General features: G+C 67.0%; 25 protein-coding genes. 13 read left to right on the top strand and 12 right to left on the bottom strand.

The features are described from left to right. Window positions 1–51: 51 nt before the first annotated feature. From JWS13_RS15250 to JWS13_RS15225, 6 genes are read right to left on the bottom strand one after another with little or no spacing between them, the layout of a single operon-like run. A complete protein-coding gene (locus tag JWS13_RS15250) occupies window positions 52–1,044 on the bottom strand; it encodes a Gfo/Idh/MocA family protein (RefSeq protein WP_206006415.1) in 993 nt (330 codons plus the stop codon). Beyond that, window positions 1,041–1,970 (bottom strand): NAD(P)-dependent oxidoreductase, encoded by a 930-nt coding sequence (locus JWS13_RS15245; RefSeq protein ID WP_206006414.1) that lies wholly within the window; start codon window positions 1,968–1,970, stop codon window positions 1,041–1,043. Before JWS13_RS15245 ends, JWS13_RS15250 begins: the two co-directional genes overlap by 4 nt. A 57-nt stretch (window positions 1,971–2,027) precedes the next feature. Then, window positions 2,028–3,239 carry a Gfo/Idh/MocA family protein gene (locus JWS13_RS15240; RefSeq protein ID WP_206006413.1) on the bottom strand — a complete coding sequence of 404 codons (1,212 nt, stop codon included), beginning with the start codon at window positions 3,237–3,239 and terminating at the stop codon, window positions 2,028–2,030. Further along, the gene (locus JWS13_RS15235; protein ID WP_206006412.1) at window positions 3,236–4,039 is read right to left on the bottom strand and encodes an HpcH/HpaI aldolase family protein; all 804 of its coding nucleotides are present in this window, start codon (window positions 4,037–4,039) and stop codon (window positions 3,236–3,238) included. Before JWS13_RS15235 ends, JWS13_RS15240 begins: the two co-directional genes overlap by 4 nt. Then, a complete protein-coding gene (gene iolD / locus JWS13_RS15230) occupies window positions 4,036–6,012 on the bottom strand; it encodes a 3D-(3,5/4)-trihydroxycyclohexane-1,2-dione acylhydrolase (decyclizing) (RefSeq protein WP_241032205.1) in 1,977 nt (658 codons plus the stop codon). Before iolD ends, JWS13_RS15235 begins: the two co-directional genes overlap by 4 nt. A 23-nt stretch (window positions 6,013–6,035) precedes the next feature. Beyond that, window positions 6,036–7,466 (bottom strand): aldehyde dehydrogenase family protein, encoded by a 1,431-nt coding sequence (locus tag JWS13_RS15225; RefSeq protein WP_206006411.1) that lies wholly within the window; start codon window positions 7,464–7,466, stop codon window positions 6,036–6,038. A gap of 544 nt (window positions 7,467–8,010) precedes the next feature. Between JWS13_RS15225 and JWS13_RS15220 the strand changes: the two genes are divergently transcribed. The 4 genes from JWS13_RS15220 to JWS13_RS15205 all read left to right on the top strand — a co-directional run bounded on the left by JWS13_RS15220 (window position 8,011) and on the right by JWS13_RS15205 (window position 11,850). Continuing rightward, window positions 8,011–9,564 carry an AMP-binding protein gene (locus tag JWS13_RS15220; RefSeq protein ID WP_206006410.1) on the top strand — a complete coding sequence of 518 codons (1,554 nt, stop codon included), beginning with the start codon at window positions 8,011–8,013 and terminating at the stop codon, window positions 9,562–9,564. Window positions 9,565–9,959: 395 nt separating this feature from the next. Beyond that, window positions 9,960–10,355: an ArsR/SmtB family transcription factor gene (locus tag JWS13_RS15215; RefSeq protein ID WP_206006409.1), complete on the top strand. Its 396-nt coding sequence runs from the start codon at window positions 9,960–9,962 to the stop codon at window positions 10,353–10,355. After that, a complete protein-coding gene (gene arsB / locus JWS13_RS15210) occupies window positions 10,352–11,440 on the top strand; it encodes an ACR3 family arsenite efflux transporter (RefSeq protein WP_206006408.1) in 1,089 nt (362 codons plus the stop codon). Before JWS13_RS15215 ends, arsB begins: the two co-directional genes overlap by 4 nt. After that, entirely contained in the window at window positions 11,437–11,850 is a 414-nt protein-coding gene (locus tag JWS13_RS15205) for an arsenate reductase ArsC (RefSeq protein WP_206006407.1), read from the top strand. Before arsB ends, JWS13_RS15205 begins: the two co-directional genes overlap by 4 nt. 80 nt (window positions 11,851–11,930) lie before the next feature. Here the strand turns inward: JWS13_RS15205 and JWS13_RS15200 are convergent, their stop codons facing one another. After that, a complete protein-coding gene (locus tag JWS13_RS15200; RefSeq protein WP_206006406.1) occupies window positions 11,931–12,419 on the bottom strand; it encodes an ArsI/CadI family heavy metal resistance metalloenzyme in 489 nt (162 codons plus the stop codon). Window positions 12,420–12,516: 97 nt separating this feature from the next. Here JWS13_RS15200 and JWS13_RS15195 point away from each other — a divergent pair, with 97 nt between their 5' ends. The 9 genes from JWS13_RS15195 to JWS13_RS45990 all read left to right on the top strand — a co-directional run bounded on the left by JWS13_RS15195 (window position 12,517) and on the right by JWS13_RS45990 (window position 18,832). Beyond that, window positions 12,517–12,876 carry an Rv2640c family ArsR-like transcriptional regulator gene (locus JWS13_RS15195; RefSeq protein WP_206006405.1) on the top strand — a complete coding sequence of 120 codons (360 nt, stop codon included), beginning with the start codon at window positions 12,517–12,519 and terminating at the stop codon, window positions 12,874–12,876. Between the two features lie 514 nt (window positions 12,877–13,390). Continuing rightward, a complete protein-coding gene (locus JWS13_RS15190) occupies window positions 13,391–13,840 on the top strand; it encodes a GvpL/GvpF family gas vesicle protein (RefSeq protein WP_206006404.1) in 450 nt (149 codons plus the stop codon). Between the two features lie 102 nt (window positions 13,841–13,942). Beyond that, window positions 13,943–14,539, top strand: coding sequence for a hypothetical protein (locus JWS13_RS15185; RefSeq protein ID WP_206006403.1), 597 nt, complete (start codon window positions 13,943–13,945; stop codon window positions 14,537–14,539). A 5-nt stretch (window positions 14,540–14,544) separates the two neighbouring features. Next, a complete protein-coding gene (locus tag JWS13_RS15180; protein ID WP_206006402.1) occupies window positions 14,545–15,771 on the top strand; it encodes an SRPBCC family protein in 1,227 nt (408 codons plus the stop codon). Next, window positions 15,768–16,196, top strand: a complete 429-nt coding sequence (gvpJ, locus tag JWS13_RS15175; protein WP_206006401.1) for a gas vesicle protein GvpJ — start codon at window positions 15,768–15,770, stop codon at window positions 16,194–16,196. Before JWS13_RS15180 ends, gvpJ (JWS13_RS15175) begins: the two co-directional genes overlap by 4 nt. Then, window positions 16,196–16,981 (top strand): GvpL/GvpF family gas vesicle protein, encoded by a 786-nt coding sequence (locus JWS13_RS15170; RefSeq protein WP_206006400.1) that lies wholly within the window; start codon window positions 16,196–16,198, stop codon window positions 16,979–16,981. Before gvpJ (JWS13_RS15175) ends, JWS13_RS15170 begins: the two co-directional genes overlap by 1 nt. Before the next feature lie 261 nt (window positions 16,982–17,242). Next, entirely contained in the window at window positions 17,243–17,605 is a 363-nt protein-coding gene (gene gvpJ / locus JWS13_RS15165; protein WP_206006399.1) for a gas vesicle protein GvpJ, read from the top strand. Then, window positions 17,602–18,402 carry a GvpL/GvpF family gas vesicle protein gene (locus tag JWS13_RS15160; protein WP_206006398.1) on the top strand — a complete coding sequence of 267 codons (801 nt, stop codon included), beginning with the start codon at window positions 17,602–17,604 and terminating at the stop codon, window positions 18,400–18,402. The genes gvpJ (JWS13_RS15165) and JWS13_RS15160 overlap by 4 nt, the downstream gene beginning before the upstream one ends. Window positions 18,403–18,700: 298 nt before the next feature. Next, on the top strand, window positions 18,701–18,832 hold the full coding sequence (locus tag JWS13_RS45990; RefSeq protein ID WP_259375225.1) for a hypothetical protein: 132 nt from the start codon (window positions 18,701–18,703) through the stop codon (window positions 18,830–18,832). Between the two features lie 148 nt (window positions 18,833–18,980). Here the strand turns inward: JWS13_RS45990 and JWS13_RS15155 are convergent, their stop codons facing one another. From JWS13_RS15155 to JWS13_RS15135, 5 genes are read right to left on the bottom strand one after another with little or no spacing between them, the layout of a single operon-like run. After that, entirely contained in the window at window positions 18,981–19,991 is a 1,011-nt protein-coding gene (locus tag JWS13_RS15155; protein ID WP_206006397.1) for an acyl-CoA dehydrogenase family protein, read from the bottom strand. Beyond that, window positions 19,988–21,142 carry an acyl-CoA dehydrogenase family protein gene (locus tag JWS13_RS15150; RefSeq protein ID WP_206006396.1) on the bottom strand — a complete coding sequence of 385 codons (1,155 nt, stop codon included), beginning with the start codon at window positions 21,140–21,142 and terminating at the stop codon, window positions 19,988–19,990. The genes JWS13_RS15155 and JWS13_RS15150 overlap by 4 nt, the downstream gene beginning before the upstream one ends. A gap of 3 nt (window positions 21,143–21,145) precedes the next feature. Beyond that, a complete protein-coding gene (locus tag JWS13_RS15145; protein ID WP_206006395.1) occupies window positions 21,146–22,807 on the bottom strand; it encodes an AMP-binding protein in 1,662 nt (553 codons plus the stop codon). Next, window positions 22,804–23,952: an acyl-CoA dehydrogenase family protein gene (locus JWS13_RS15140; protein WP_206011607.1), complete on the bottom strand. Its 1,149-nt coding sequence runs from the start codon at window positions 23,950–23,952 to the stop codon at window positions 22,804–22,806. The genes JWS13_RS15145 and JWS13_RS15140 overlap by 4 nt, the downstream gene beginning before the upstream one ends. 33 nt (window positions 23,953–23,985) lie before the next feature. Continuing rightward, on the bottom strand, window positions 23,986–25,191 hold the full coding sequence (locus JWS13_RS15135; RefSeq protein WP_206006394.1) for an acetyl-CoA acetyltransferase: 1,206 nt from the start codon (window positions 25,189–25,191) through the stop codon (window positions 23,986–23,988). Between the last annotated feature and the right edge of the window lie 4 nt (window positions 25,192–25,195).

Below are 25,195 nucleotides of genomic sequence, written 5' to 3'. Positions count from 1 at the left end.
TGGTCGTCTCGATCGTAAAACGCGGATGGCGAGTAAGTCGTAGAGCGACGGTCATGAATTCCTCACCGGGGTGACGGCGCCAGCGTTGTTCATCGAGTCGATCAAGGCGGCGGCGACCTCGGTGGCCCGCAATCCGTCGCGGGCGGTCGCCAAGGGGGTGGGTGTGTCTGCGGCGAGCGATTCGACCCAGGCCTGCAACTGGCGTCGGTAGGCGTCGGCGAACAGCGGCCGCCAGTCCTCCGGGTACGTGGCCGCCGAACGCAGCGACGAGTCGACCGTCAGGGCATGACTCGGTGCCAGACTGACCGCTCCGGTTTCGCCGACGACCTCGCAGCGCACGTCGTAGCCGTAGCGGGCATTGACGAAGACGTCGACCAAGGTCAAGGCGCCGTCGGCGGTCCTCAGCAGGAGCACCTGCGGGTCCTGCCGCGAGGTGTCGTGGGACGTCGAGCGCGGTGCATGCCAGCTGACCTCCACGATCGGCACCCCGAGAAGCCAGCTGGTGATGTCGATTTCGTGGATGGCGGAGTTGGTGACGGTGCTCGCCGAGTCTCCACCGGGATACGCGGCGACGTTGCGGTGCGAGCTGCGCACGAGCAAGGGAGTGCCGATGGACCCGGACCGCACTTCGTCGGCCAAGGCCACGTAGGGGTGGTGGAATCTGCGCATGAATCCCACCGAGACGAGTGGTTTCGCGAGAGCGAGCGCATCTTCCTTCGCGACCAGGTCTCGGCATTCGTCGACAGTCGGGGCCAGCGGCTTCTCGCAGAGCACCGGCTTGCGGTGATCGAGGCACAGACCAACCTGCTCGGCGTGGGCGGAGTCGTGGGACGCGATGATCACCGCGTCGACGTCGGGGGCGGCGATCAACTCTGCCGCGGTTGCGACGGTGCGGGCGCCGACCTCTTCGGCGATCGCGGCGGCGCGGGAGGCGTCGAAGTCGGTGACCGCGGTGACCGTTGCCCCGGAGACCACCGTGTGCAGTGTCCGGACGTGATCGGCGCCCATCACCCCGACGCCGATCACCCCCACCCGGACTGTCATGACGCCACCGCGGCCGGTTCGCGGCCGTCGAGGACCGCAACTGCGCCCTCGACGGCCGCACGGATGGTCAGGGCCATCGCGCGGTCGGTGAATCCCATCAGGTGTGGACTGAGGACCGTGTTGGCGTGATCGAACACCGGGTGGTGCTGCGGCGGTTCGGGGTCGAAGACGTCGAGGCCGAGCCCGGCCAGCTGTCCGGATGCCAGCGCCGCGTGCGCGGCATCGAGGTCGATCAGCGCGCCCCGGCTGCAGTTGACCAGGATCGTTCCCGGTCGCATTGCAGCCAGCCGGGTTTCGTTGATCAGATGGTGGTTTTCCGCGGTCAGCGGCGTGTGCAGGGTGACGAAGTCACTCGCGGCGAGTACCTCGTCCACGCCGGCGCAGTGGTACGCCTGTGGGATGTCGGCGAACGGGTCGTAGGCGCGGACGTTCAGGTCGAACGCCTCGGCGATCTGCGCGACCTTGCGGCCGATCCGTCCGAACCCGACGATGCCCAAGGTCGCCCCCTCGAGATCCCCGACGGTCACCTGCCCCCGCTCGGCCCAGCGGCCGCCCCGCACCAGGCCGGACAGCGTCGGCAGCCGCTTCACCAACGACAGCAGGTGCGCGAAGACACCCTCGGCGACCGAGACGGTGTTGCTGCCCGGGGTGATGACCACCGGAATCCCGCGCCGCCGCGCCTCGGCGACATCGACGAGGTCGGTGCCGACACCGGTGCGGGCGAGGACTTTCAGCGCAGGCATCCGGTCGAGCATCGCGGCGTCGACGGTGAACGCCGCCCGCACGATCGCCGCCTCGGCGACCGCCAGCTGTTCCTCGGTGGGATCGAGAACCAGCGTTTGATGCTCAGCCAGGAACGGGTCGACGAGTTCCCGGTCGAGTGGGCCCAGGCCGACGAACAGCTGTGTCGAGGTGGTCGTAGTCATCGGAATCCTTGCAGATGTCGAAATGGTGCGGGGCGGGATGGACGGCGCGGTGGGCCGTCAGGCGGTGCGGGACGCGGTGGTGCCGGCGATGTCGTCGAGCTTCTGCCACTGCCCGGTGGCGGCGGAGGTCTCGGCGGCGGTGACGATCGCAGCGGCCGACGCGGCGTCGTGCACGTTCGAATTCTCCTGCGGCCCACCGGTGACGGCGAGCAGGAACTTCTTCGCCTCGATCGTCTTGAGGTCGTCGAAGCCGAGGGCGTTGCCCGGTCCGGGCTGGAAGCGGGAGTAGTCGCCGTGCTTCGGGCTGGCGTTGACCGTCGTGTAGCCCTGTTCGGCGTTGGTGCGTCCCAGGCAGACCTTCAGCTCGTTCATCCGCTCGAAGTCCCACTTCAGGGATCCCTCGGTGCCGTAGATCTCGATCTGGTAGCCGCACTCGGGTCCGACGATGACCCGGGAGGCCTCGATGGTGCCCACCGCACCCGATCCCGGCCCCTCGGAGCCGAATCGCACCAGCGCGGCGGCGTAGTCCTCGTTCTCCACCGGGCCCATCTCACCGTTCTCGATGACCGCGAAGTGGGTTCCGCTGCCCATCGCCAGCTTCGGGCGTTCGGTGTAGACCGTGCTGGTGAGCGCGTTGATCTCGGCGATCGGCCCGACCACGTACTGGCACAGGTCGCTGGCGTGGCTGAACAGGTCCGCCAGCACACCGGAGCCGGCGAGTTCGCGGTCGAATCGCCACGACAGGGCGCCGTTGGGTTCGTTGGCGTATCCGGAGAAGAACGAGGCCCGCACGTTGGTGATCCGGCCGAGGCTGCCCTCGGCGATCAGCTTCCGGGCGTGCTCGACGGCAGGGGCGTGCCGGTAGTTGTAGCCGATCGAGGTGATCACCCCGGCGTCGGTGGCCGCCGCCTCGATCGCCGCGGTCTCGGTGTAGCTGCGTCCGACGGGCTTTTCGATCCAGAAGTGCTTGCCCGCCTTCGCCGCGGCGATGCCGATTTCGGCGTGCAGAAAGTTGGGTGCGCAGATGGAGACGACGTCGACGTCCGGGTGCGCGAGCACCTCGCGGTAGTCGGTGGTCCCCTCGGCGAAACCGAGGACATTCTTGGCAAACTCGACGCGGCTGTCGGCGGTGTCGGCGGCGATCACCAGCTTCGGGGTGACCCCCAGTTCGGGGTAGACGATCGGGACATCGCGGTAGGCGCGGGCGTGCAGCTGGCCCATCCAGCCGACGCTGATCAGTCCGACTCCGACGGTGCGGGTTGTGTTCACGATGACTTCCTTTGCGGGTCTTGTTCGGGGCGGGCGGTGGCGAAGGCCTCGGTCAGGGCCGCGGCGAGCAGGGTCGAGTCGGAGCCGATGGCCACGAATCGGAATCCGAGTTCGACGTAGCCGGCGGCCAGGGCGGCGTTGGCGGCGAGGATGCCCGCGGTCTTGCCGTGCTGGTGGGCGGCTTCGAGCACCCGCCCGAGGGCGGTGGTGAACACCGGGCTGTCGAACTGCAGCGGCACTCCCAGGGCGAACGACAGATCCAGCGGGCCGACGAACAGCACGTCGACACCGTCCTGGGCGGCGATCTCGTCGACCGCGTCGAGGGCGGCGAGGGTTTCGATCTGGATGACCCCGAGCGAGGCCTGTTCTTCGGCGAGCAGCACGGAGCGATCCATGCCCCACCGGCAGGAGCGGTTGTAGGTGGCGACCCCGCGGTCGCCGCGCGGCGGATACGCGAGGTGGGTGATCGCGTCGACCACCTGATCGGGCTTGTCCAGGCGCGGCACCATCACCCCGGCGGCGCCCTGATCGAGGACCCGTCCGATTCGGATACGTTCCCCGGATTCGACCCGCACCACCGTCGGCACCCCGTAGGCGCCGGCGGCGAGGATCGAATCACGCAGGGCGTCTTCCGATCCGGCACCGTGTTCGAGGTCGAGCAGGATCCAATCGGCACCCGCCGCGGCACACACCTCGGCCGCGGTCGAGGAGGCCATGCCGACGAACGTGCCGACGGTCGTCTCACCCTGCGCCAGACGCTGACGCAGGGTTCCCGCGTCGAGAGGACTGTTGTTGCTCATCCGAACCACCTCTGCCGTCCCACGGCGTTGTCGTAATCGGCGCGCAGGGTCTGTACCCATTCCTGGTTCGAGACTTCGGCGGGGGCCACGTCCCACCAGACGTCCCCGCCGGGCAGATCCACGTGCGGCACTGTCGGAACCACGATGACGACCGGACCGGACACCTTGCGGGTGTCGGCCAGCGCGGCGCGGACGTCGGCCGTGGTGGTGGCCCGGATCGCGGTGGCGCCGAGGCCTTCCGCGATCTGGCGCAGGTCGACCTTCAGGTAGTCGCCCTCGAGGCGCGCCTTGTCCCCGCTGCCGGCGAGGAGGTCACCGTCGGTGCGGTAGCGGAACTCGTTGCCGAACTCGCGTCCGTTGCGGTTCATCTGCAGGCGGTGGATGACCTGGTAGCCGTGGTTCTCGGAGACGACGATGGTGACGTCGAGGCCCTCCTGGGCGGCGGTGACCAGTTCGGTCGGGGCCATCAGGTAGGTGCCGTCGCCGATGAAGGTGACGATCCGCTGGCCCTGGTTTCCCTCGGCCAGGCGCACGCCCATCGCGGCCGGGATCTCGTAACCCATGCAGGAGAACCCGAATTCGATGTGGCAGTGCCGATTTCCGGTGGCGTCCCAGACCTTCTGCAGGTCGCCGGGCGGGCCGCCGGCCGCAGCGATGATGGTGTCGCCGTCGCGGGCCTGTTCCTGCAGGATCCCGATCAGTTGCGGCTGGGTGAGCACCGCGCCGGTGACCGGTGCGTCCGGGTGCTCGGCGGGGTCGAACGCGGTGTCCGGGTCGAGGGCGGCGGCCCGGATCGGAGCCCAGTCCGCCTTCGCCGTCCGCACCGTCTCCTGCCACGCCGTGCTGGTGGTGTGTCCGGCCAGCGCGGCGGTCAGCGCGTCGAGGCCGAGGCGGGCGTCGGCGAGGATTCCGGTGGCACCCTGCTTGCGGGTGTCGGCGTCGACCACGTTCAGCGATGCGAAGCGGACGGTGTCGTTCTCGAAGATCGACTGCGAACCGGTGACGAAGTCGGTCAGCCGGGTGCCGACACTGATCACCAGGTCGGCCTGCTTGACCAGCTTGTTCGAGGCGAAGTTGCCCTCGAGGCCGACACCGCCGACCTGCCACCACTCGTCGCGGCTGACCGCGCCCTTGCCGCCGAACGACTCGACGACCGGAATCCCGACCTGCTCGGCGAGCTCCTCGAGGGCGGCGGTGGCATCCGAATAGTGCACGCCGCCACCGGCGATGATCACCGGACGCTCCGCCTCCCGGATCTGGGCGGCGACCTCGTCGACCTCGGCGGGGTCGGGGAGCGGGCGGCGGATCTTCCAGTCACGGGGTTCGAAGAACTCGACGGGAAAGTCGAAGGCGTGGGACTGGATGTCCTGCGGCAGCGACAGCACCACGGCACCGGTGTCGGTGGGGCTGGTCAGCACCCGCATCGCCTGCGGGAGCGCGGTCAGCAGTTGCTCGGGGCGGGTGATGCGGTCGAAGAACTTCGCCACCGGACGGAACGTGTCGTTGACCGTGAGGTCGGATTCGCTGGCGTGCTCGAGTTGCTGGAGCACCGGACCCTGGTGCCGGGTGGCGTAGGTGTCACCGGGCACCAGCAGCAGTGGGAGCCGGTTGATCGTCGCCAGCCCGGCGGCCGTGACCAGATTCAGTGCGCCCGGTCCGATGGAGGCGGTGACCGCGAGGGTGGCGCGGCGGCGGCTGGCCTTGGCGTAGGCGGTGGCGATGTGCGCGAGGTACTGCTCGTGCCGGCCTTGGATGAACGGCAGGTCGTCGGACAGTTCGTCGAGGGCCTGTCCGAGGCCGGCGACGTTGCCGTGTCCGAAGATGCCCAGTGCGGCCGGGATGAGGCGGCGGCGGTCGCCGTCGGCGACGGAGTACTGCGCCGCGAGGTACTTCACGACCGCCTGGGCGGTGGTCAGCCGGATGGTCTTGTGGGTGCTCAGTGGTGTCATGTCGTCGTTTTCTGTGAGTGCCACGAAAGTGTCTGAGGGGGAGTCGGTTACCAGGGGCGGCCGTGCAGGATGATGGTCTTCTCCTCGGTCATTTCCTCGACCGCGGAGCGGACGCCTTCCTTGCCGATGCCGCTGCCCTTGAGGCCGCCGTAGGGCATGAGGTCGGCGCGCCAGAGCGGGGTCCAGTTGATGTGGATGTTGCCGGCGTCGATCTGCCGCATCGCCCGCGTCGTGGCGCTGACGTCGGAGGTGAACAGCCCTGCGCCGAGGCCGTAGTCGTTGTCGTTGGCGAGGGCGATCGCCGACTCGATATCGGGGGCGGACGAGACGGCGACCGCGGGGCCGAACAGTTCGTCGCGGCTGAACGGGGAGGTCGGGTCGACGCCGGCGACGACGGTCGGGGTGACGACGGCGCCGTCCCGGTCACCGCCGGTGAGGACCTTCGCCCCGGCCAGCGCGGCCTCGGCGATCGCCGAATGCACCCGCGTCGCTTCGGCTTCGGAGATCAGCGAGCCGAGCTTGGTGTCGGCGTTCGCGGGGTCGCCGACGACGATGTTCTCGACCTTCGGGACCAGGGCGTCGAGGAAATCGGCCTCGACGGACTGATCCACGATGACCCGCTGCACGCTGATGCAGACCTGGCCGGCGTTAATGTAACCACCGGCCGCGACCGCGGAGGCGGCGAGTTCGATGTCGGCGTCGGGGAGAACGATGACGGGGCAGGAGGCACCCAGCTCGAGCGACAGCTTCTTGACACCGGCGATGGACGCGATGCGGGTGCCGATTCCGGTGGAGCCGGTGAAGGACACCTTGCGCACCCGTGGGTCGGTGACCAGGACGTCACCGAGAGCGGAGCCCGAGCCGGTCAGCACCGACAGGGCCTCGGGGGCGAGGCCGGCGTCGACGAAGCACTCGGCCAGCTTCAGCGCGGTCAGCGGGGTGGTGCGGGCAGGCTTGAGCACCACCGCATTACCCGCCGCCAGCGCGGGCGCGATCTTGTGCAGCACCAACAGTGCCGGGTAGTTGAACGGGGTGATCGCTACGACGATCCCGCACGGCTGGCGCAGCGTGAACCCGACCTTCTCGAGCCCGGTTCCCGGGTTGGCGTCCAGCGGCAGCGTCGAACCGTACAGCTGGCTGCCCTCGAACGCGGCCAACCGGATGATGCTGCCCGACCGGCTCGCCTCGCCGCGGGCTTCGCTGATCGGCTTCCCGGTCTCGGCGCTGATGGTCTGCGCGATGTCCTCCGCGCGTTCGTCGGCCAGATCGGCGGCGCGCATCAAGATCGCCACCCGCTCGTGCGCCGGGGTGGCGCGCTGGACCCGGGCACCGACCTCGGCCCGGTCGAGGGCGAAGGCGGCGTCGCCGACGGTGGCAACCGGAACCGAATCGACCGCGTGACCGTCGAACGGGGACCGGACGTTCTCGGTGACGTTGTCAGCGGCGCCGCGCCACTGACCGGCAAGCAACATATCCATGTCGGACTCCATATCGGGACTCGTTCGCCGTCACACCGCCGCAGCGGCAAGACGACACGACAGAACAAACGGGTGAAAAACAGTGGTGTCGAATCGAATACATCCGTCGCGTTCGGCGACGGCTTTGTGTCGAATCGGAAAGGGGACTCGCACTCAGGACGGAGGGACCGTCCGGGACGAGATAACTGAGGGGAGGGCGTGCGTGGTTGGACTACTGCTCGTGCTCATGCAGTTAGTCTTGCTGTGACTCGCGCCTCAATCAAGGTGGGAAACACCTCAAATTCACCTCATGAGCTCTCGAAGACGTGTAGAGGTCCGAATTCACCACGACGTCCAGGCTTGCCCATTTCCACGCGTCGAGCACCGTTCGATGGAACCGACCGCGGACACAGTCGCACCTCGACTCACAACTCGGCACAGGCCAAGATGTAATGACCTCGTGTGAGGAGGACGCATGTAGAAGACGCGAAGGCCGCGGCGTTGTCGGCGTGCCCGACCCCCGTGGCAGCACCCTCACCGAGTCCGAGTCGACGTAGGAGGAGTTGTGTTTGTCCCGTTCAGTGTCAACGATTTTCTCGACCGCGCGGCGACCGTGTACGGGGATCGGATCGGTGTGGTCGACGAACCCGACCAACCCGCCCCGTCCCAGGGGTCGCTGACCTACGCCGAGATCGCCGACCTGGCCAGCCGCCAAGCCGCCAAGCTCGACGAACTCGGCATCGGCGCCGGTGAGCGGGTCGCGATCGTCAGCCACAACTCGAGCCGGCTGATGACCTCGTTCTTCGGGGTCAGCGGATCGGGGAGGGTGCTGGTCCCGGTCAATTTCCGGCTGCGCCCCGACGAGGTCCGCTACATCGTCGAGAACTCCGGCGCCCGCGTCCTCTACGTCGACCCCGAACTCGAGGAGGCGCTCGAGGAGGTCGACTGCGAGCACAAGTTCGTCCTCGGCTCGGACACCGACCTCTACGCCGCCCCCGGAACGGCCCCTCAGCCGTGGGAGCCCGACGAATCCGCCACCGCCACCATCAACTACACCTCCGGCACCACCGCCCGCCCGAAGGGTGTGCAGATCACCCACCGCAACATCTGGGTCAACGCGGTCACGTTCGGGTTGCACGCGGGGATCGGTGACCGGGACGTGTACCTGCACACGCTGCCGATGTTCCATTGCAACGGCTGGGGTCAACCGTTCGCGCTGACCGGCGTCGGGGCCCGGCACATCATCCTGCGCAAGGTCGACGGCGCCGAGATCCTGCGCCGGGTCCGCGACCACGGAGTCACGGTGCTCTGTGCGGCGCCGGCGGTCGCGTCCGCGGTCCTCGAGGCCGCGCAGACCTGGGAAGGCGAGATCCCCGGCCGGGACCGGGTGCGGATCATCATGGCCGGTGCGCCGCCGCCGACGAAGACCGTCGTGCGGGTCGAGGAGGAACTCGGCTGGGAATTCATCCAGATCTACGGCCTCACCGAAACCTCGCCGCTGCTGACCGTCAACCGCACCCGAGCCGAATGGGACGACCTCGACCCCGAAGCCCGGGCGGCGAAACTGATCCGGGCCGGCGCCCCGGCACTCGGTGTCCGGCTGGAGATCGAGGAGGCTGATGAGGGTGCCGGGGAGGTGCTGGCCCGGTCCAACGTGGTGATGGACGGCTACTGGAACAAGCCCGAGGAGACCGAGTCCGCGTTGGCCGGTGGCTGGTTCCACACCGGCGACGGCGGCGCGATCGGCGACGACGGGTATCTGACCATCGCCGACCGCAAGAAGGACGTGATCATCACCGGCGGTGAGAACGTGTCCTCGATCGAGGTCGAGGACTGCCTGTTCTCGCACCCGGCGGTGTCCGAGGTGGCCGTGATCGCGGTGCCGAGCGAGAAGTGGGGAGAGACGATCAAGGCCCTGGTGGTACTGCACCCGGACGTGGAGCCTGGCGACAGCACCGAGGCGGAACTGATCGGCTGGTGCAAGCAGCACCTCGCCGGATACAAGGCACCGACCTCGGTGGAGTTCCGAGATGAGTTGGCCCGCACCGCGACCGGGAAACTGCAGAAGTTCAAGCTGCGTAGCCCGTACTGGGACGGACACGGACGTCAGGTCAACTGACATCGAGTTTTCAGTGTTGGACGTACCGACCGTGTAGGTCGGCACGTCCCACACCTCAAAGAACCAGCGGTCGAAATTCGTAGAAGGTGGCAGAAAGTGTCGCCCAGTACGGCAACCGGATTCGTGGGCACCGACCTGTGAGTCCGTCGTCGGCACCAACACGCGGCCGGAGATTGACGGAGCCAGCGTTTCCTATCGGCGCTGCGCCCGTGATGTGGTCCGATTGCCCGCGGGGTCGGTGATCGTTGCAGCGTCGACGCGGACCCTGAATGGGCTGGCTTAGTACTCAAGTTCGAGGAAACGATGTTCTTCCGCGGCTTCGACCTGCACGTGATCACCGAGGTGCCGTCCGCTCTGGATTCGCGGTTGGATTCGATATCTGTCAATATTGACGCATGTCGAAACAGAGACTGGCGGCTGAGGCCGAGCCGTGCTGCTCCCCGCTGGTCCGCGAACCGTTGACCGAGGACTGGGCCGGGGATCTGGCCCGGATGTTCAGGGCGCTCGGGGACCCGGTCCGGTTGCGGCTGCTGTCGCTGGTCGCCTCCCATGCGGGCGGCGAGGCGTGTGTCTGCGATATCTCCGAGACGTTCGACCTGACGCAGCCGACGATCTCCCATCACCTGAAGGTGCTGCGCTCGGCCGGACTGCTGGACTGCGAGCGCCGCGGCACCTGGGTCTACTACTGGGTGATCCCGTCCGCGCTGCAACAGCTTTCGGCGGTGCTGCTGACCGAGAGTGGCCCCGCGGTGCCGTCCGCCGCCTGCGCGTCGACGGAGGTCCCGGCGTGACTGAGGCCACCACCGAGCAGCACCCGGCCGTCGTCGGGAAACTCTCCACCCTCGACCGGTTCCTGCCCGTGTGGATCGGCGTCGCCATGGTCGCCGGCCTGCTGCTGGGCCGGATGATCCCCGGCCTCGGGGGCGCCCTGTCCGCGGTGGAGATCGACGGTATCTCGCTGCCGATCGCCGCCGGGCTGCTGATCATGATGTACCCGGTGCTCGCGAAGGTCCGCTACGACCGCCTCGACACCGTCACCGGCGACCGCCGCTTGCTGATCGGCTCCCTGGTGCTGAACTGGGTCCTCGGCCCGGCGCTGATGTTCGCCCTGGCCTGGCTGCTGCTGCCGGACCTGCCGGAGTACCGCACCGGCCTGATCATCGTCGGTCTCGCCCGCTGCATCGCGATGGTGATCATCTGGAACGACCTCGCCTGCGGCGACCGGGAGGCCGCTGCCGTCCTGGTCGCGCTCAACTCGATCTTCCAGGTGATCATGTTCGCGGTCCTGGGCTGGTTCTACCTCGACGTCCTGCCCGGCTGGCTCGGGCTCGAGCAGACCACCATCGACACCTCACCGTGGCAGATCGCGAAATCGGTGCTGATCTTTCTCGGCATCCCGCTGCTCGCCGGCTACCTCACCCGCCGGTTCGGCGAAAAAGCCAAGGGCCGCACCTGGTACGAGACCAAGCTGATCCCGCGGATCGGACCGTGGGCCCTCTACGGCTTGCTGTTCACCATCGTGATCCTCTTCGCCCTCCAGGGCGACCAGATCACCTCCCGACTGCTCGACGTCGTGCGCATCGCGATCCCGCTGCTCGCGTACTTCGCGATCATGTGGGGCGGCGGCTACCTGCTCGGCGCCGTCATGGGCCTGGGCTACGAGCGCACCACCACACTCGCATTCACCGCCGCGGGCAACAACTTCGAACTCGCCATCGCCGTCGCGATCGCCACCTACGGTGCCACCTCGGGGCAGGCCCTCGCCGGGGTCGTCGGCCCGCTGATCGAGGTCCCCGTCCTCGTCGGCCTGGTCTACGTTTCCCTCGCCCTGCGCAACCGATTCGCCCCGACCGCGGGAAAGGTGCCTACCCCGTGATCGACAAGCCGAGTGTGCTGTTCGTCTGCGTCCACAACGCCGGCCGTTCCCAGATGGCTGCCGGCTTCCTCGCACACCTCGCCGGTGATCGGATCGAGGTCCGCTCCGCCGGGTCCGCCCCGGCCTATCGGGTGAACCCGGCCGCCGTGGCGGCGATGGCCGAATTGGGTATCGACATCTCCACCGCGTCCCCGAAGATCCTCACCGTGGACGCGGTGCAGGCCTCGGACGTGGTGATCACCATGGGTTGCGGAGACACCTGCCCGGTGTTCCCCGGAAAGAGTAACCGGGACTGGGTCCTCGACGACCCGGCCGGCAAAGGCGTCGACGCGGTCCGCCCGATACGCGACCAGATCCGCACCAGGGTCGAGGACCTGATCACCGAACTCCTGCCTGTCGAGGCTTCCTGAACCTGAACCACCCGTGCATGGGTCGACGGGGTCCGCCGGCAAGGTCGTGCCCGCCGACCCATGTTCGTCAGGGCCGGCATTCAGCAGCAGGACGCAGTGCCCGCGTTCTCGGCCGATGCGTCGCTCTCGGCGGCCGCGGTGGTGCCGCAGCACATGCCGCCTTCCGAATCCCCGTCCTGGTGTCGAGGGCTGTGGCCGAAGCTCTCGGAATCGGCCAGCACGGTGTAGACCTCCCATTTCTCCCCGGCCGGGCCGGTCACCCACACCTTGTCCTGGGTGGCGAAACAACACGTGGTGCCGATCTCCTCCTCGGTGAACAGGCCCTCGCCGCTCAGGCGGGCGATCTCCGCGTGCACCTTCTCCGAGGACTCCACCTCCACCCCGAGGTGATTGAGGGTGCCCCCGGAACCGGGGTTCTCGATCAACACCAACTTCAGCGGGGGCTCGGCGATCGCGAAGTTCGCGTAGCCCGGCTTGACCTTGGCCGGTTGGGCATTGAACAGCGTCGAGTAGAACGTGACCGCCTCCTCGATGTTGTCGACGTTGAGGGCGAGCTGGGTGCGGGACATGACACTCTCCAACCTGTGTGACTTATGTCGAATTAGTGGGCAACTTCAGAATCTCACCTTTTCGACATAAGTCAAGAAGCTGGGTAGACTTTTCCGTATGCCGAAGACACTGCCCGTGGTCGATGTCAGTGCCCCGATCTGCTGCGCACCGGTGTCGGCCGCACCGATGGACGACGACGCCGCCCTGCAGGTCGCGTTGCGGCTCAAGGCGCTGGCCGATCCGGTGCGGATCAAGCTGATGTCGATCCTGTTCACCGCCGACGACGGCGAGGTCTGCACCTGCGATCTCGCTACCGGTGTCGGCCTGTCGGAATCGACCGTCAGCCACCACCTCGGCCAACTGAAAAAGGCCGGCATGGTCGAGGCGACCCGCCGCGGCATGAACGTCTACTACTGCGCCCGCGGCGACGCCCTCAATGCGCTGCGGCAGGTGCTCGACCCGAACTGCTGCATTTAGGCCCTGCCCTAGCACACGGGGTCGGTCTCCGATCCCCATCGCGTCGTGCTGCCGATCGTGGGCGCAGTCCGAGGAGATCAACAACGTCCTCGACGTGCGCGCGCCGGGATGCGATGTGGTCTTCGCGAAGCTCTGCGAGTAGAAACGGGCCCGAATCCCCAGAGGCCAGGACCCGGCGGCCGTTCGCAGGGTGCGTCGGAGGTGATGGCGTCAATTGGTATCGCTGAATCAGATGTGTGCGCACCATGTCGATGTGCGGCCGTTCGGTGACGTCCATGGCAGAAATTGTGGTCGCATCGGTGACGGTGGGAAAGAGTTTCCTGGTTCTAACAGCGAGTACGCACTTCTTTGGCATTGTGGGTGGCGCGCGCGGCCGAGGCGGGGTGGGCTAGCACTCGACCTCGGCCCGCGCGCGGCGGGACACCCCGCGGGCCGAGGGGTTCGGCGGCCGGAGCGGGGCTGGCCGCCCGGTCCGCCATTACGGCGCGGGGCGGCGTACTCAGCGGGTACCCGCATGCAACTGCGCTACGCGGGTTTCCCTGAAAACCTCAGACCTGGCGGTCGGTTGGTGTCCTCCTGTCCGGACCGGATAGCGGTAATCAACGAGTTGCTCGCCGAGCACGAGGAGAAGTTCGCCTCCGCTCTCCACGAACTGGAGGGCTGCGCCCAGTACCTGGTGAGGGGCCGCTGCGTCGAGGAGACCATCACCAGGGAGATCGTCGACGAGATCCCGGAGGCCACTCGCCTACCGGAGTCGATCCGCGACCAGCCCGAGAAAACTGACCTTGGGAGTCCGGATAGCGTTGGTATCAGCAGGTTTTCACCGTTTCGGCGCATACGCGCGGCCAGGTGCTCGAGGCGGAACGGCCTCCCGAGCCACTTGGGGTCCTGGCTTGCGTCGTCGGCGACTGTCCCGGCTCGGGCAACGTTCCGTGGCGGATTGAGCGTCGCCGCCCCGGGGTAGTCGGCGGGGGAACGAACGCACCACCCACCGACCACGGCCCCCACCCTTTCGCCGACGCCGGCGCCGAGGTGCACCACATCTACTCGACAAAGGGGTTGGGCGATGACAGGCAAAGGTCAGATGGCGTTGGCCGTGGGCGCGGGATACATGCTGGGCCGCACGCACAAGATGAAGCTGGCGCTGATGCTCGCGGGCGCCGGAGCATCCAGCCGGTTTCCCTCCGGATCACTCGGTGTGCTCGGTCAGGCCGGCAAGCTGCTCGCGGATTCGCCCGAGGTCGCCAAGCTCGGAGCGACGGTCCGCAAGGAGTTGATGAACGCGGCGAAGACGGCCGCGGTGACCGCAGCCAGTCACCGGATCGATTCGCTCAACTCCCGGTTGCAATCGGGCGGCGACGATGCCTCGGGTGGGAAGGGGTCCAAGCGCGGGCGTCGTGAGGAGCCCGAGGACGACTACGACGACGAGTACGAGGAGAACGAGACCGCCGAGGACGACGAAGCCGAGGACGAGGCGCCCCGCGCCCGCAAGCGCCCGGCCCCGCGCCGCCGCACCTCGAGCAGCGGTAGTTCCCGGCCCCGATCACGGTCCCGGTCGTCGACGAATAACGACGACGACGAGGACGAAACCGCCACCGGCGCCCGGAAGGCGCGCGCCAAGACGACGACCGATGTTATCCCCATTCGACGCACCCGGAAGTGACGACGATGACTGCGAACCTTGACAGTGCGGCGAAGAAGCTGCGTAAGAACGTCTCCGGTGCCTCCGGCAAGGCCGCATCGGTGTCACCGCTGCAGAAGGCGGCACAGGGCCTGCTCGGCACCGTGACCGACAAAGCGGTCTCCGCCGTCTCCGACAAGGTGGCGGGCGCCACCGACCGGCTCACCGACTACGCCGAGGGCGGCGGCGGAAGCCTGCTGTCCGCAGTCACCGGCAAAGAACACAACGGCAACGGCAACGGTGACGGCAACGGCGACGGTGACGGGAAGGGCGACGGCAAGTCACTGTTCTCCGGGCTGACCGACAAGGTGAAGGACACCGCGTCGAATCTGAAGGACGCGGTCAGCGGCGGCGGTGGCGGTAAGGGCAAGAAGCTCAAGTTGACCAACATCGTCGAAACGATCGATGTCGGTGTCCCGGTGCAGGTGGCCTACAACCAGTGGACTCAATTCGCCGACTTTCCCTCCTTCATGAAGAAGGTCGAGCGGGTGGAACAGGAATCGGACGAGAAGCTCGAGTGGAAGGCCCAGATTTTCCTCTCGCATCGAACGTGGGAAGCGTCGATTCTCGAGCAGGTTCCCGATGAGCGGATCGTGTGGCGGTCGAAGGGGGCCAAGGGTTTCATCGATGGTGCGGTGACGTTCCACGAGGTGACTCCCGATCTCACCCGCATCCTGCTGATACTGGAGTATCACCCGAAGGGCTTGTTCGAGAGGACGGGAAACCTGTGGCGTGCACAGGGGCGGCGAGCGCGGCTGGAGTTGAAGCATTTTGGGCGTCATGTCATGACGCAGTCCATTCTCCATCCTGACGAACTCGAGGGCTGGCGCGGGGAGATCCGGGACGGCAAGGTGGTCGAGCCGGAGGAGGACGAAGCGCGGCCCGACGAGGACGAGCAGGACGAAGCGCAGCTGGACGAGGGCGACGAGGACGAGACCGACGACTCTGCCGAAACAGACGAGGACGAGTCCGAGGAGCCGGAGGAATCAGACGAGGACGAGGAGTCTGCCGAAACGGACGAAGGCGAGCCTGAGGAGCCGGAGGAATCAGACGAGGACGAGGAGCCGGAGGAGGCTGAGGACAAGCCGCCGGCTCGCCGTGGCCGCCCGCGTAAGACGGCGGCCGCGAGTGAGGACAAGCCGCCGGCTCGCCGTGGCCGCCCGCGTAAGACCGCGGCGAAGTCTGCCGGCTCGAAGCAAGGAGCGCGGCGATGACGTCAATACAACCGGCAGGTCGTGGCGGTGGCGGCGGCGGAGTCAGCGGCGGGCCCAGCTCGAGTAGCCTCGCCGACGTCATCGACACCATCCTGGACAAGGGCCTTGTGATCGATGCGTACGTGCGGGTCTCGCTGGTCGGCATCGAACTGCTGACCATCGACGCCCGCGTCGTCGTCGCCAGCGTGGACACCTACCTGCGGTTCGCGGAAGCGGTGAACCGGCTCGAGATCGGCAGCGAGCCCAAGGGCCTGACGGACCTGGCTGGGGGCGGCGCCGAGGACGGCGCCGAAGATGGTGCCGAGTCGAAAACCCAGGGCGCACTCGGGGCCGTCGGTGAGAAACTCGGCGACATCCTCGGCGGCGGGAAGGAAGAACCTGAGCGCGAACGGGTTTCACGCAAGTCCACGCGGGAGGACAAGTGATGTCGACGTCGGAACAGGCCAACGTCGCACCCGAGGAGCCACGCACCAGTGGTGTCTACGTGTACGGCATCGCGCCGGCCGACGTGGAGACCGACGAGGACGCGGTCGGTGTGCGTGACGGGTCGGTCAGCATCGTCACCCGCGGCGACATCGCGGCACTCGTCAGCGAAATTTCGGTGGACAGGCCGCTCGGCACACCCGAGGACCTGCGGGCGCACGCGCATCTTCTGGACGGCACGTCGGGTGTCGCACCCGTCCTCCCGCTTCGTTTCGGGGCAGTCATGACCGATGAAGACGCCGTCGAGGAGGAACTGCTCGCCGCGCACGCTGACGAGTTCGCTGCGGCGTTGAAGGAACTGGAGGGTCGGGCTCAGTACGTCGTGAAGGGGCGCTACGTCGAGAAGGCGATTCTGCGTGAGGTGATCGACGAGAACGCACAGGCCGGCGAACTGCGTGACACCATCCGCGATCAGCCCGAGGAAACCACCCGCGATGCGCGGATGGCGCTCGGCGAGATCGTGAGCAACGCCATCGTGGCCAAGCGGGACGAAGACACCGCGAAGGTGGTCGAAACGCTCACCCCGCTCGCGGGTTCGGTCAACGTGCGGGAACCCACGCATGAGGAGGAGGCGGCGCAGGTCGCCGTCCTGGTCGAGGTCGCCCGGCAGGAGGAACTCGAGGAGGCGGTGGAAGCATTGGCGAAGGAGTGGGACGGCCGGGTCGATATGCGTCTGCTCGGGCCGATGGCCGCCTACGACTTCGTGGTGACCCGGAAGCCGGACTGAGGCTGCTTGCTTGACCGACCAGTCGACGAGGAACGACACAATACCCGGGTGGGCGGCGTTTCGAGGAGCCGACCGATCGGACTGTTTCACGCGGGGTGCATCCGCCGAATTACTCAGTCCCTCTCGGTCTTTGATCGATTGAACAATTGTCGTTCGGGGTAGTCCGGTGGTCCGCACTGACGTCTCGGTGAGAGCGCAGAGCGGGCCGAGGAACGACCGGTACCGCGAGAAGGCGCTAGCGGGGCAGGGAGGAGCACGAGGATGACCACAGCGGGTGGGCCGAGTTCGAGCAGCCTCGCCGACGTCATCGACACCATCTTGGACAAGGGCCTGGTGATCGATGCGTACGTGCGGGTCTCGCTGGTCGGGATCGAACTGCTGACCATCGACGCCCGCGTCGTGGTCGCCAGTGTCGATACCTACCTGCGGTTCGCGGAAGCGGCGAACCGGCTCGCGATCGGAAGTGAACCGAAGGGGCTGTCCGATCTGGTGTCGGGCGGGACGGAGAAGATCGCGAAGTCGAAGACGAAGGGTGCACTCGAATCGGCGGGAGAGAAGCTTGGTGATCTGCTCGGCGGATCGAGCAGCGAACGCGAACCCACACCCCGCCGGAGCCACAAATGACCTCCCCAGAGGACACCGAGACAGACACCGACGACGACGGGGCCACGGCGGAAGCATCCGGGATCTACGTGTACGGCATCGTGCCCGCCGACGTGCAACCCGAAGACGACGCCACCGGCATCCACGACGCCCCGATCGAGATCGTCACCCACGGCGACATCGCGGCATTGGTCAGCGAGATCGACCCGGACCAACGACTCGGCACCCCCGCAGACCTGCAGGCCCACGCCCACATCCTGGACGGCACCTCGCACGTCGCGCCGGTGCTGCCGCTGCGGTTCGGTGCCGTCCTGTCCGACCGCGACGCGGTGATCAACGAACTGCTCGCCGATCACGACGACGCGTTCACCTCCGCCCTGAACGAACTCGAGGGCTGCGCCCAATACCTGGTGAAGGGCCGCTACGTCGAGGAGACGATCATCCGGGAGATCGTCAACGAGAACCCGAAGGCCTCCACCCTGTTGGAGTCGATCCGCGACCAACCCGAGGAACTGACCCGGGATGCCCGGACGGCCCTGGGGGAGATCATCGGCCACGCCCTCGAGGCCAAGCGGGAGACGGACACCGGCACCGCTCTCGACGCGCTGTCGCCGCTGACCGAGACCGTCACCGTCCGCGAACCCACCCACGACGAGGACGCCGTCCAGATCGCGGTGCTGGTCGAGGTGGACCGACAGGACGAACTCGAACAGACGGTCGGAGACCTGGCCGCACGCTGGGACGACCGGATCACTATGCGCCTCGTCGGCCCGATGGCGCCCTACGACTTCGTGGTGACACCGAAGCCGGAGGGCTGACCGGGGGATGTGCTGTCCTTCCTCTGTCACGCTTCCCAGCCGGTGAACGGTGTGATCTCGCGGACGGAATTGATCCAGCGGCCAGATCGCGCAGGCGGTGCACGATCCGGCGGCGGTTCGACGTGCGCTCGAGGAACTCGAAGAGGCCGCCCCGCGGGCAGGAATGGATGGATGGATGTGGATGGAGGGGTGTTCACCTATTGCGAGCAATGTTGCGGGCATTAGTAGTTCAGTGAACGGACTGGCCGGTAATCACGCGTAACAGGCACCCGAATCACACGTGATTCCGGTTCTCGATGTGGACCTGGACCAGGGCTACTACGACCGCGGCATCACAGCCCGCCGCGACGCCCACACCCACCTCGAGGGCGTCATCGACATGCTCGTCGGTTTCGAAGACGAAGCTGACAAACCCTCACCGATCTACTGATGCTGCGCAACCACACCGGGGCTGACAAGCCTGTCTGGATCACGAGTGCATGACATTTGAAAGACGGGCGGCCGGGTCATGCGACTCACTCCTCGAGTACGTCACGGGTGCGCCGGATACTCGGCCAGTCCCGACCACGTGACTCCCGCTAGAGGGCAGTGATGAAGTGCCACGGGTCGTCGGCGCCGGTGGCGGTGTTCCCGAGTGTGCGGGACCATTCGGTTTCGTTGCCGAATTCTTCGCGCCAGGACCAGAGTCGGGTAGTGGCGAGTCGGAGTTGGTGTTCGTGGGTGGTGCCGATGGCGCCGTGGATTTGGTGGGCGAGTTCGGCGACGACGCCCGCTCCGCGGCAAGCGTTTATGCGGGCGGCAGCGATGGCGGGTGAGCCATCCGGGCGCTCGGCGGCTTTGCGTGTTGCGCTGGCGACACTGACGTCGAGGATGGTGGCCTCCCCGGCGATCTGGGCGAGGTGTTGTTGGACGGCTTGGAATTGGGCGATCGGGCGGCCGAACTGGGTCCGTTGTCCGGCGTATTCCACGCTGTGGTCGAGCGCTCGTTGCGCGGCGCCGCTGATCTGGATGCTGCGGGCCAGTGCGCCGCGCGATCGTAGGTTCAGCCGGTAGGGGAGGGTGCCGACGTCGTCGGTATCGATGGTGACGCCGTCGAGCCGAATGTCGTCGCGGGGTTCTCCGGCCAGGTTCTCGCCCTCGGTGATGGTGCATGTGTTCGGTTCGATCAAGCAGACCCGCTCGTCGGTGGCGATCACAATCCTGGTGGCGCGGCGGGCCCAGGGCACGCGGTTGAGCGTGCCGTCGAGCCGTAAGCTCGATCCGTCCCGGCTCGCGTGCACCCGCAGGTCGCCACCAGTGGCGTTCGCGATGGTCAGGGGGCCATCGGGTATCGGCATCCGGGCATCGGCGAGAATCGGGGCGGCCAGCCAGAGTGTTTCGGCGAGCGGGATCCGCGCGGCGTGATAGGCCGCCGCCCGCAGCACGATTCGTGCTTGGTCGGTGGTGCCGCCGCTGCCGCCGAGGTGCTCGGGGATGCCGATGCGGGTCAGGCCCATGACCTCGATCTGCTGCCATGCGTCGGCGCCATCGGTCAGCGCGCCGAACACCTGGTGTGCGGTGTCGGACAGCAGCTTGGTTTCGGTGTTCATCGCACTCCTAGCGCACGCGCGATGACTCCGCGCAGAATTTCGTTGGTGCCGCCACGCAGCGTGGCCGTCGGCGAGCTGGTGATCGCCTGGGCGAGCAGCCGGGCGAGTGGATCGTCGGAGCGGTGGTCGGGTTCGAGGCCGGTAGCGCGGGCGGCCTCGACGACCTCACGTTCGAAGCGGGTGCCGAGGTCTTTGACGATGGCTGCGGCGGTGCCGGGGGCCTGCCCTGAGGTCAGCGCGAATGCAATCGAGATCGACGCTTCTCGTAGCGACCACATGCGTGAGACGAGCCGGCCCAGTGTCGGTGGGTCGATTGCGTTGCGGCGGGCGAGTTGGCGCAGCAATACCGTCGTGGACAGGATTCGCTCCGGGCCGCTGCGTTCGAAGGCGAGTTCGGCGGTGATCTGTTGCCAGCCGGATCCGACCTGACCGAGCACCATCGCGTCGGGCACGAATACGTCGTCGAAGATGACTTCGTTGAAGTGGTGCTCGCCGCTGAGCGAGTAGATCGGTCGGATGACGATGCGGTCGTCGGGAACTTCGATGATCATCTGGGTCAGTCCCTCGTGTCGGCTCGGTCCTGCGTTGCCGGTGCGCACGAGTGTGACGATGGCGTCGGCGAGATGCGCGGCGCTGGTCCAGATCTTGGTTCCGGTGACCTTCCAGCCGCCGTCGACCTTCGCGCCGCGGGTGCGGACCGAGGCCAGGTCGGAGCCGCTGTCGGGTTCGCTCAGTCCGATCGCGGCGATGAACTCACCGCTTGCGATTCGGGGTAGGAATCGGTGGCGCTGCTCTTCGGTACCGAAGTTGAGCAGCGCGGGTGCGATCTGCCGGTCACCGCCCCAGTGCAGGTTCACCGGTGCGCCGGCCGCGAGCAGTTCCTCGGAGATGACGAACCGTTCGAGCATCGATTTCTCGTGCCCACCGTACCGAGCTGGGATCGCCATCCCGAGCCAGCCGCGGGCGGCCAGCTTCCTGGTGAAGGCGCGGTCGGGGTGGATCACCCAGCAGTCCGGTTTCGGGGTGAAGCTCCCGGCGGCCAGCTCGGCCGCCAGGAACGAGCGGACTTCGGCCCGCAGCGGTTCGAGCTCTGCCGGCAGTAGTTCCGGAACGAGCTCCACGGTGGTTTTCGAGGGTACTGCCGTACTCATGGATCACACCTCAACTAGGTTCTCGACGAACGACTTTGCCCATCGGTAGTCTGGTTTGCCCGCCGGTGAGCGGGGGATGGCACCGACCTCGATGAAGATCTTTGGCCGCTTGTAACGCGCGATCTGATCGGACATCGCTTCCACCAGTTCCGAGTGCGCGACGGGTGCGTCGAGCACGACGACCGCGACGACCTGTTCGCCCCATCGCGGGTGCGGCCGTCCCACCACGATCACATCGCGCACACGCGGGTGTCGCCGGACCGCGCGCTCGACCTCCTCGGCAAAAATCTTCTCCCCACCGGAGTTGATAGTGACCGAATCGCGTCCGAGCAGTCTCAGCCCACCGCCGTCGAGCAGCATTGCGCGGTCTCCCGTGAGGGCGATCCGCTCGCCGGCGACCTCGATGAACGTGGTCGCGGTTTTCGCGGGATCGTGTAGGTAGCCGACCGGAAGCGGCCCACGTGCGCCGAGCCATCCGTGCTCTCCCGACCCTGCTTCGGCGAAGCGTGACCGATCCGCGCTGATCACACACGCCCGCGGGGACAGGGCGAAGGTGCCAGATGTGGCAACGTCCCCGGGTTGGGCGGTCGCTCGCAGGATGCCACCGGTCTCGGACGACCCCGCGGAGTCGACGAGTTCGGCGTTCGGCATCGCCGCCATGAGCGCACTCTTGGTCTCCATGGTGGTGATCCCTCCGCCGAGACCGACGAAAGTGACGCAGTCGAGGTCGTACTTGTTCTCCGTCAGGTGCCGGGCCATCGGGTTGGCGAACGCCTCGGCGACGAGCAGCACGCAGTTGATGCGTTCATGTTCGATCAGCGCACACGCTTGGGCCTCGTCGAAGCGGGTAACCGCGTCGGGGATGACGACCGTGCCGCCCTGCGCCAGAACGCGCATCAAGAACCACAGTCCGGCACCGTGCATGAACGGTGCGGACGCCAGGAACTTCGGCCCGGGAACCTCGTCGGCGAGACGACCCATCTGCGCGGCCGTGATATCCGCCGGGTAATCCGCACCGCCGCAGGCGGCGATCCACAGATCGTGGTTACGCCACATGACGCCCTTCGGTCGGCCGGTGGTCCCGCCGGTGTACACGAGGACGAGGTCCTCACCGGACGGTTCGGGTAGCTGGGCCGTCGGCGCAGTCGTCAGTGCGTCGCCGAACCAGACTGCACCGGGGAGCAGTGGGTAGTCCGAATGGTCCGGCACCTGAACCAGGACCGGTCGGTGCGGCAGCTCGGGCAGCACGTCGATGAGTGTGGCCGCGAACATCGAGTGGTAGACGATGACGGCTGGCGCGGCATCGTCGAAGATCGCGACGAGCTCCGTTGCGGTGTACCGGTAGTTGACGTTGAAGGGCGCCGCCCGCGCCGCCATCGCCCCGTACAGTGCCTCGGCGAACTCGAGCCCGTTGTGCAAGTACAGCGCGAGCCGTTTCTGGTTGGTATCGAACGCGCCGGTATCGGTGCACGCCTCCTCGCACCCCGCACCGCGAGAGACGAGGTAGCGGGCGAACGCATCGACGTTCGCGACCACTTCGGCGTACGTGCGACGCGTCCGACCGTGCACGACGGCCTCACGATCGCCCACCGTGGCGGCGACCGCACGAAGGATTTCGACGACTCCGGGCCGGGGCCCGGACCTCGCCTCGTGAGTCGCAGTCACAGCGACAGGTCCTTCGCGATCACAGTCTTCATGATCTCGCTCGAGCCCGCCGCGATCCTCGCCAGGCGGATGTCGGCATAGAGTCGTGCGATCGGATATTCGAGCATGTAGCCGTAGCCGCCGTGCAGCTGCAAGCACTTGTCGACGACACGACCGGCCATCTCGGTGGCGAACAGTTTCACCTTGGCGACATCTGCGACGGTGAGTGTCTTGTCGTTGTAGGCGAGAATCGCCCGGTCGACCAGCGCTTGGGCGGCTTCGATCTCGGTGGCGCATTCGGCGAGCACGAACTTGGTGTTCTGGAACTGCGAGACGGTTTGACCGAAGACTTTGCGCTCCTTGACATATGGGATCGCCTGGTTCATGGCGGCGCGGGCCGTGGCGACGGCGGCGATGGCCTGGATGAGTCGCTCTGCGATGAGGTTGAAGGTGAGGTATCCGAAGCCTTTGCCTTCCTCACCGAGCATGTTGGTGTTCGGCACCCGCACGTTCTCGAAGTGCAGTTCGGCGGTGTCGGTGGAGCGGCATCCGAGTTTGTCGAGTTTGCGGCCCTTGGTGAAGCCCGGCATGCCGTCTTCGATCACGAGCAGGCTCATTCCGCCGCGCCGGTCTTCCTCGCTACGCGAGGTGCGGCAGGCGACGACTACCAGGTCCGCGTTGATGCCGCCGGTGATGAAGGTTTTGGCGCCGTTGACTATCCAGTCGTCGCCATCCCGGACCGCGGTGGTCTTGATACCGGACAGGTCCGATCCGGCACCGGGTTCGGTCATGGCAATCGAGCACATCTTGCGGCCGGCGGCGATGTCGGGCAGCCAACGCTTTTTCTGCACGTCGTCGGCGCAGTTGAGGAAGTAGGGTGTCACGACCTGGGTGTGCACCCCGAGGCCGCCGATGCCGGAATAGGTCAGGTGCACCTCCTCGATGAATACCGCGTTGAAGCGGAAATCGTCGACACCGCCGCCGCCGTATTCCTCCGGGATGTTCAGCCCGGCCAGGCCGAGGTCGCCGAAACGCTGGAAGATGTTCTTCGGCAGCAGGCCGTCCTGCTCCCACTGCGGCATGTGCGGTGCGACTTCGGCCTCGAGGAAGCTCCGCACCATCGCGCGGAAGTCGTTGTGATCCTGTTCGAAAAGAGTGCGTTCCATCATGTGTATTGCTCCAGTGTTGTGATGTCGGGTTCAGGACGCCGGCTCGGCGCCGACGACGGAAATAAAGCTCACGCAGTCGCCGGGTCGTCCGCCCAGGTTGTGGGTCAGGCCGAGCTTCCGTTCGCCGGTGACGATGCTCTGGACCTGTCGTTCCGGCGGTGCCTGCTGCCGTAGTTGCAGCCAGCATTCGAAGAGCATCCGCAGGCCGGACGCGCCGATCGGGTGGCCGAAGCTCTTGAGGCCGCCGTCCGGGTTGACCGGTAGCGCGCCGTCGAGGTCGAACGCGCCGTCCATCACGTCGCGCCATGCTTCGCCCTTTTCACTGAACCCGAGGTCTTCCATGAGCACCAGTTCGGTGGGGGTGAAGCAGTCGTGCACTTCGGCCATCGCGATCTCTTCGCGGGGATTGCGCACACCGGCTTCGGCGTAGGCGGCGTCGGCGCATTTGACGACCTCGCGGATGGAGGTGTAGTCGAAGGTCGGGTCCATTGGACCGTCTCCGGGGCCGGCGACCATCGACAGTGCCTTGACGAAGATCGGCTTGTCGGTGTACTGGTAGGCGTCCTCGGCGCGGACGATGATTGCCGCTGCCGAGCCGTCCGAGACACCGGAGCAGTCGAGCACGCCGAGCATGCCGGACACTTTGGGGCTGTTGCGGATTGCCTCCATCGACAGCTCCTTGCGGAACTGTGCGCGTGGGTTGCGCGCACCGTTGTAGTGGTTCTTCCAGGCTATGCGGGTGATGACCTCTTTGAGGGTGTCGTCGTCGAGCCCGGCCATCTTTGCGTAGGCGGGAGCGAGCAAGCCGAATGCGGCCGGAGTGGTGATCGCGACCGCGGTGCCGTCGTGCGGTGGCGGCGTGGACACCAGACCGGAGTAGCCGGAGTCCTTGAGTTTTTCGACGCCGATCGCCATCGCCACGTCCACAGCGCCGGATGCGACGGCGTAGCAGGCGTTGCGGAAGGCCTCCGATCCGGTGGCGCAGAAGTTCTCCACACGGGTGACCGGCTTGTAATCGAGTTTCAGTGTGCGCGAGAGCAACTGGCCCGAGTATCCGGATCCCATCGTGCCGAGCCAGTACGCGTCGATGTCGGCCTGGGCGAGGCCGGCCGAGGCGAGCGCCTCGGTGTTGGCGTCGACGAGAAGGTCCTCGGCGCTCTTGCTCCAGTGCTCGCCGAACGGGGTACATCCCATGCCGACGATGGCGACCTTGTCGCGAATTCCGTGGGTGGCCATGTGC

The sequence above is a fragment of the Rhodococcus pseudokoreensis genome (genome assembly GCF_017068395.1).
In the GTDB taxonomy this organism is placed as follows: Bacteria; Actinomycetota; Actinomycetes; order Mycobacteriales; family Mycobacteriaceae; genus Rhodococcus_F; species Rhodococcus_F pseudokoreensis.
The sequence above is the reverse complement of the archived record's forward strand: the minus strand, read 5'-3'. Positions and strand labels throughout refer to the sequence as shown.

Coding starts and splice junctions, on each gene's coding strand:
- JWS13_RS15250 (WP_206006415.1), bottom strand. CDS start 1,044: ATGACAGTCCGGGTGGGGGTGATCGGCGTCGGGGTGATGGGCGCCGAT.
- JWS13_RS15245 (WP_206006414.1), bottom strand. CDS start 1,970: ATGACTACGACCACCTCGACACAGCTGTTCGTCGGCCTGGGCCCACTC.
- JWS13_RS15235 (WP_206006412.1), bottom strand. CDS start 4,039: ATGAGCAACAACAGTCCTCTCGACGCGGGAACCCTGCGTCAGCGTCTG.
- JWS13_RS15225 (WP_206006411.1), bottom strand. CDS start 7,466: ATGGATATGTTGCTTGCCGGTCAGTGGCGCGGCGCCGCTGACAACGTC.
- JWS13_RS15215 (WP_206006409.1), top strand. CDS start 9,960: ATGTCGAAACAGAGACTGGCGGCTGAGGCCGAGCCGTGCTGCTCCCCG.
- JWS13_RS15200 (WP_206006406.1), bottom strand. CDS start 12,419: ATGTCCCGCACCCAGCTCGCCCTCAACGTCGACAACATCGAGGAGGCG.
- JWS13_RS15195 (WP_206006405.1), top strand. CDS start 12,517: ATGCCGAAGACACTGCCCGTGGTCGATGTCAGTGCCCCGATCTGCTGC.
- JWS13_RS15190 (WP_206006404.1), top strand. CDS start 13,391: ATGCAACTGCGCTACGCGGGTTTCCCTGAAAACCTCAGACCTGGCGGT.
- JWS13_RS15185 (WP_206006403.1), top strand. CDS start 13,943: ATGACAGGCAAAGGTCAGATGGCGTTGGCCGTGGGCGCGGGATACATG.
- JWS13_RS15180 (WP_206006402.1), top strand. CDS start 14,545: ATGACTGCGAACCTTGACAGTGCGGCGAAGAAGCTGCGTAAGAACGTC.
- gvpJ (WP_206006401.1), top strand. CDS start 15,768: ATGACGTCAATACAACCGGCAGGTCGTGGCGGTGGCGGCGGCGGAGTC.
- JWS13_RS15170 (WP_206006400.1), top strand. CDS start 16,196: ATGTCGACGTCGGAACAGGCCAACGTCGCACCCGAGGAGCCACGCACC.
- gvpJ (WP_206006399.1), top strand. CDS start 17,243: ATGACCACAGCGGGTGGGCCGAGTTCGAGCAGCCTCGCCGACGTCATC.
- JWS13_RS15160 (WP_206006398.1), top strand. CDS start 17,602: ATGACCTCCCCAGAGGACACCGAGACAGACACCGACGACGACGGGGCC.
- JWS13_RS15155 (WP_206006397.1), bottom strand. CDS start 19,991: ATGAACACCGAAACCAAGCTGCTGTCCGACACCGCACACCAGGTGTTC.
- JWS13_RS15150 (WP_206006396.1), bottom strand. CDS start 21,142: ATGAGTACGGCAGTACCCTCGAAAACCACCGTGGAGCTCGTTCCGGAA.
- JWS13_RS15140 (WP_206011607.1), bottom strand. CDS start 23,952: ATGGAACGCACTCTTTTCGAACAGGATCACAACGACTTCCGCGCGATG.
- JWS13_RS15135 (WP_206006394.1), bottom strand. CDS start 25,191: ATGGCCACCCACGGAATTCGCGACAAGGTCGCCATCGTCGGCATGGGA.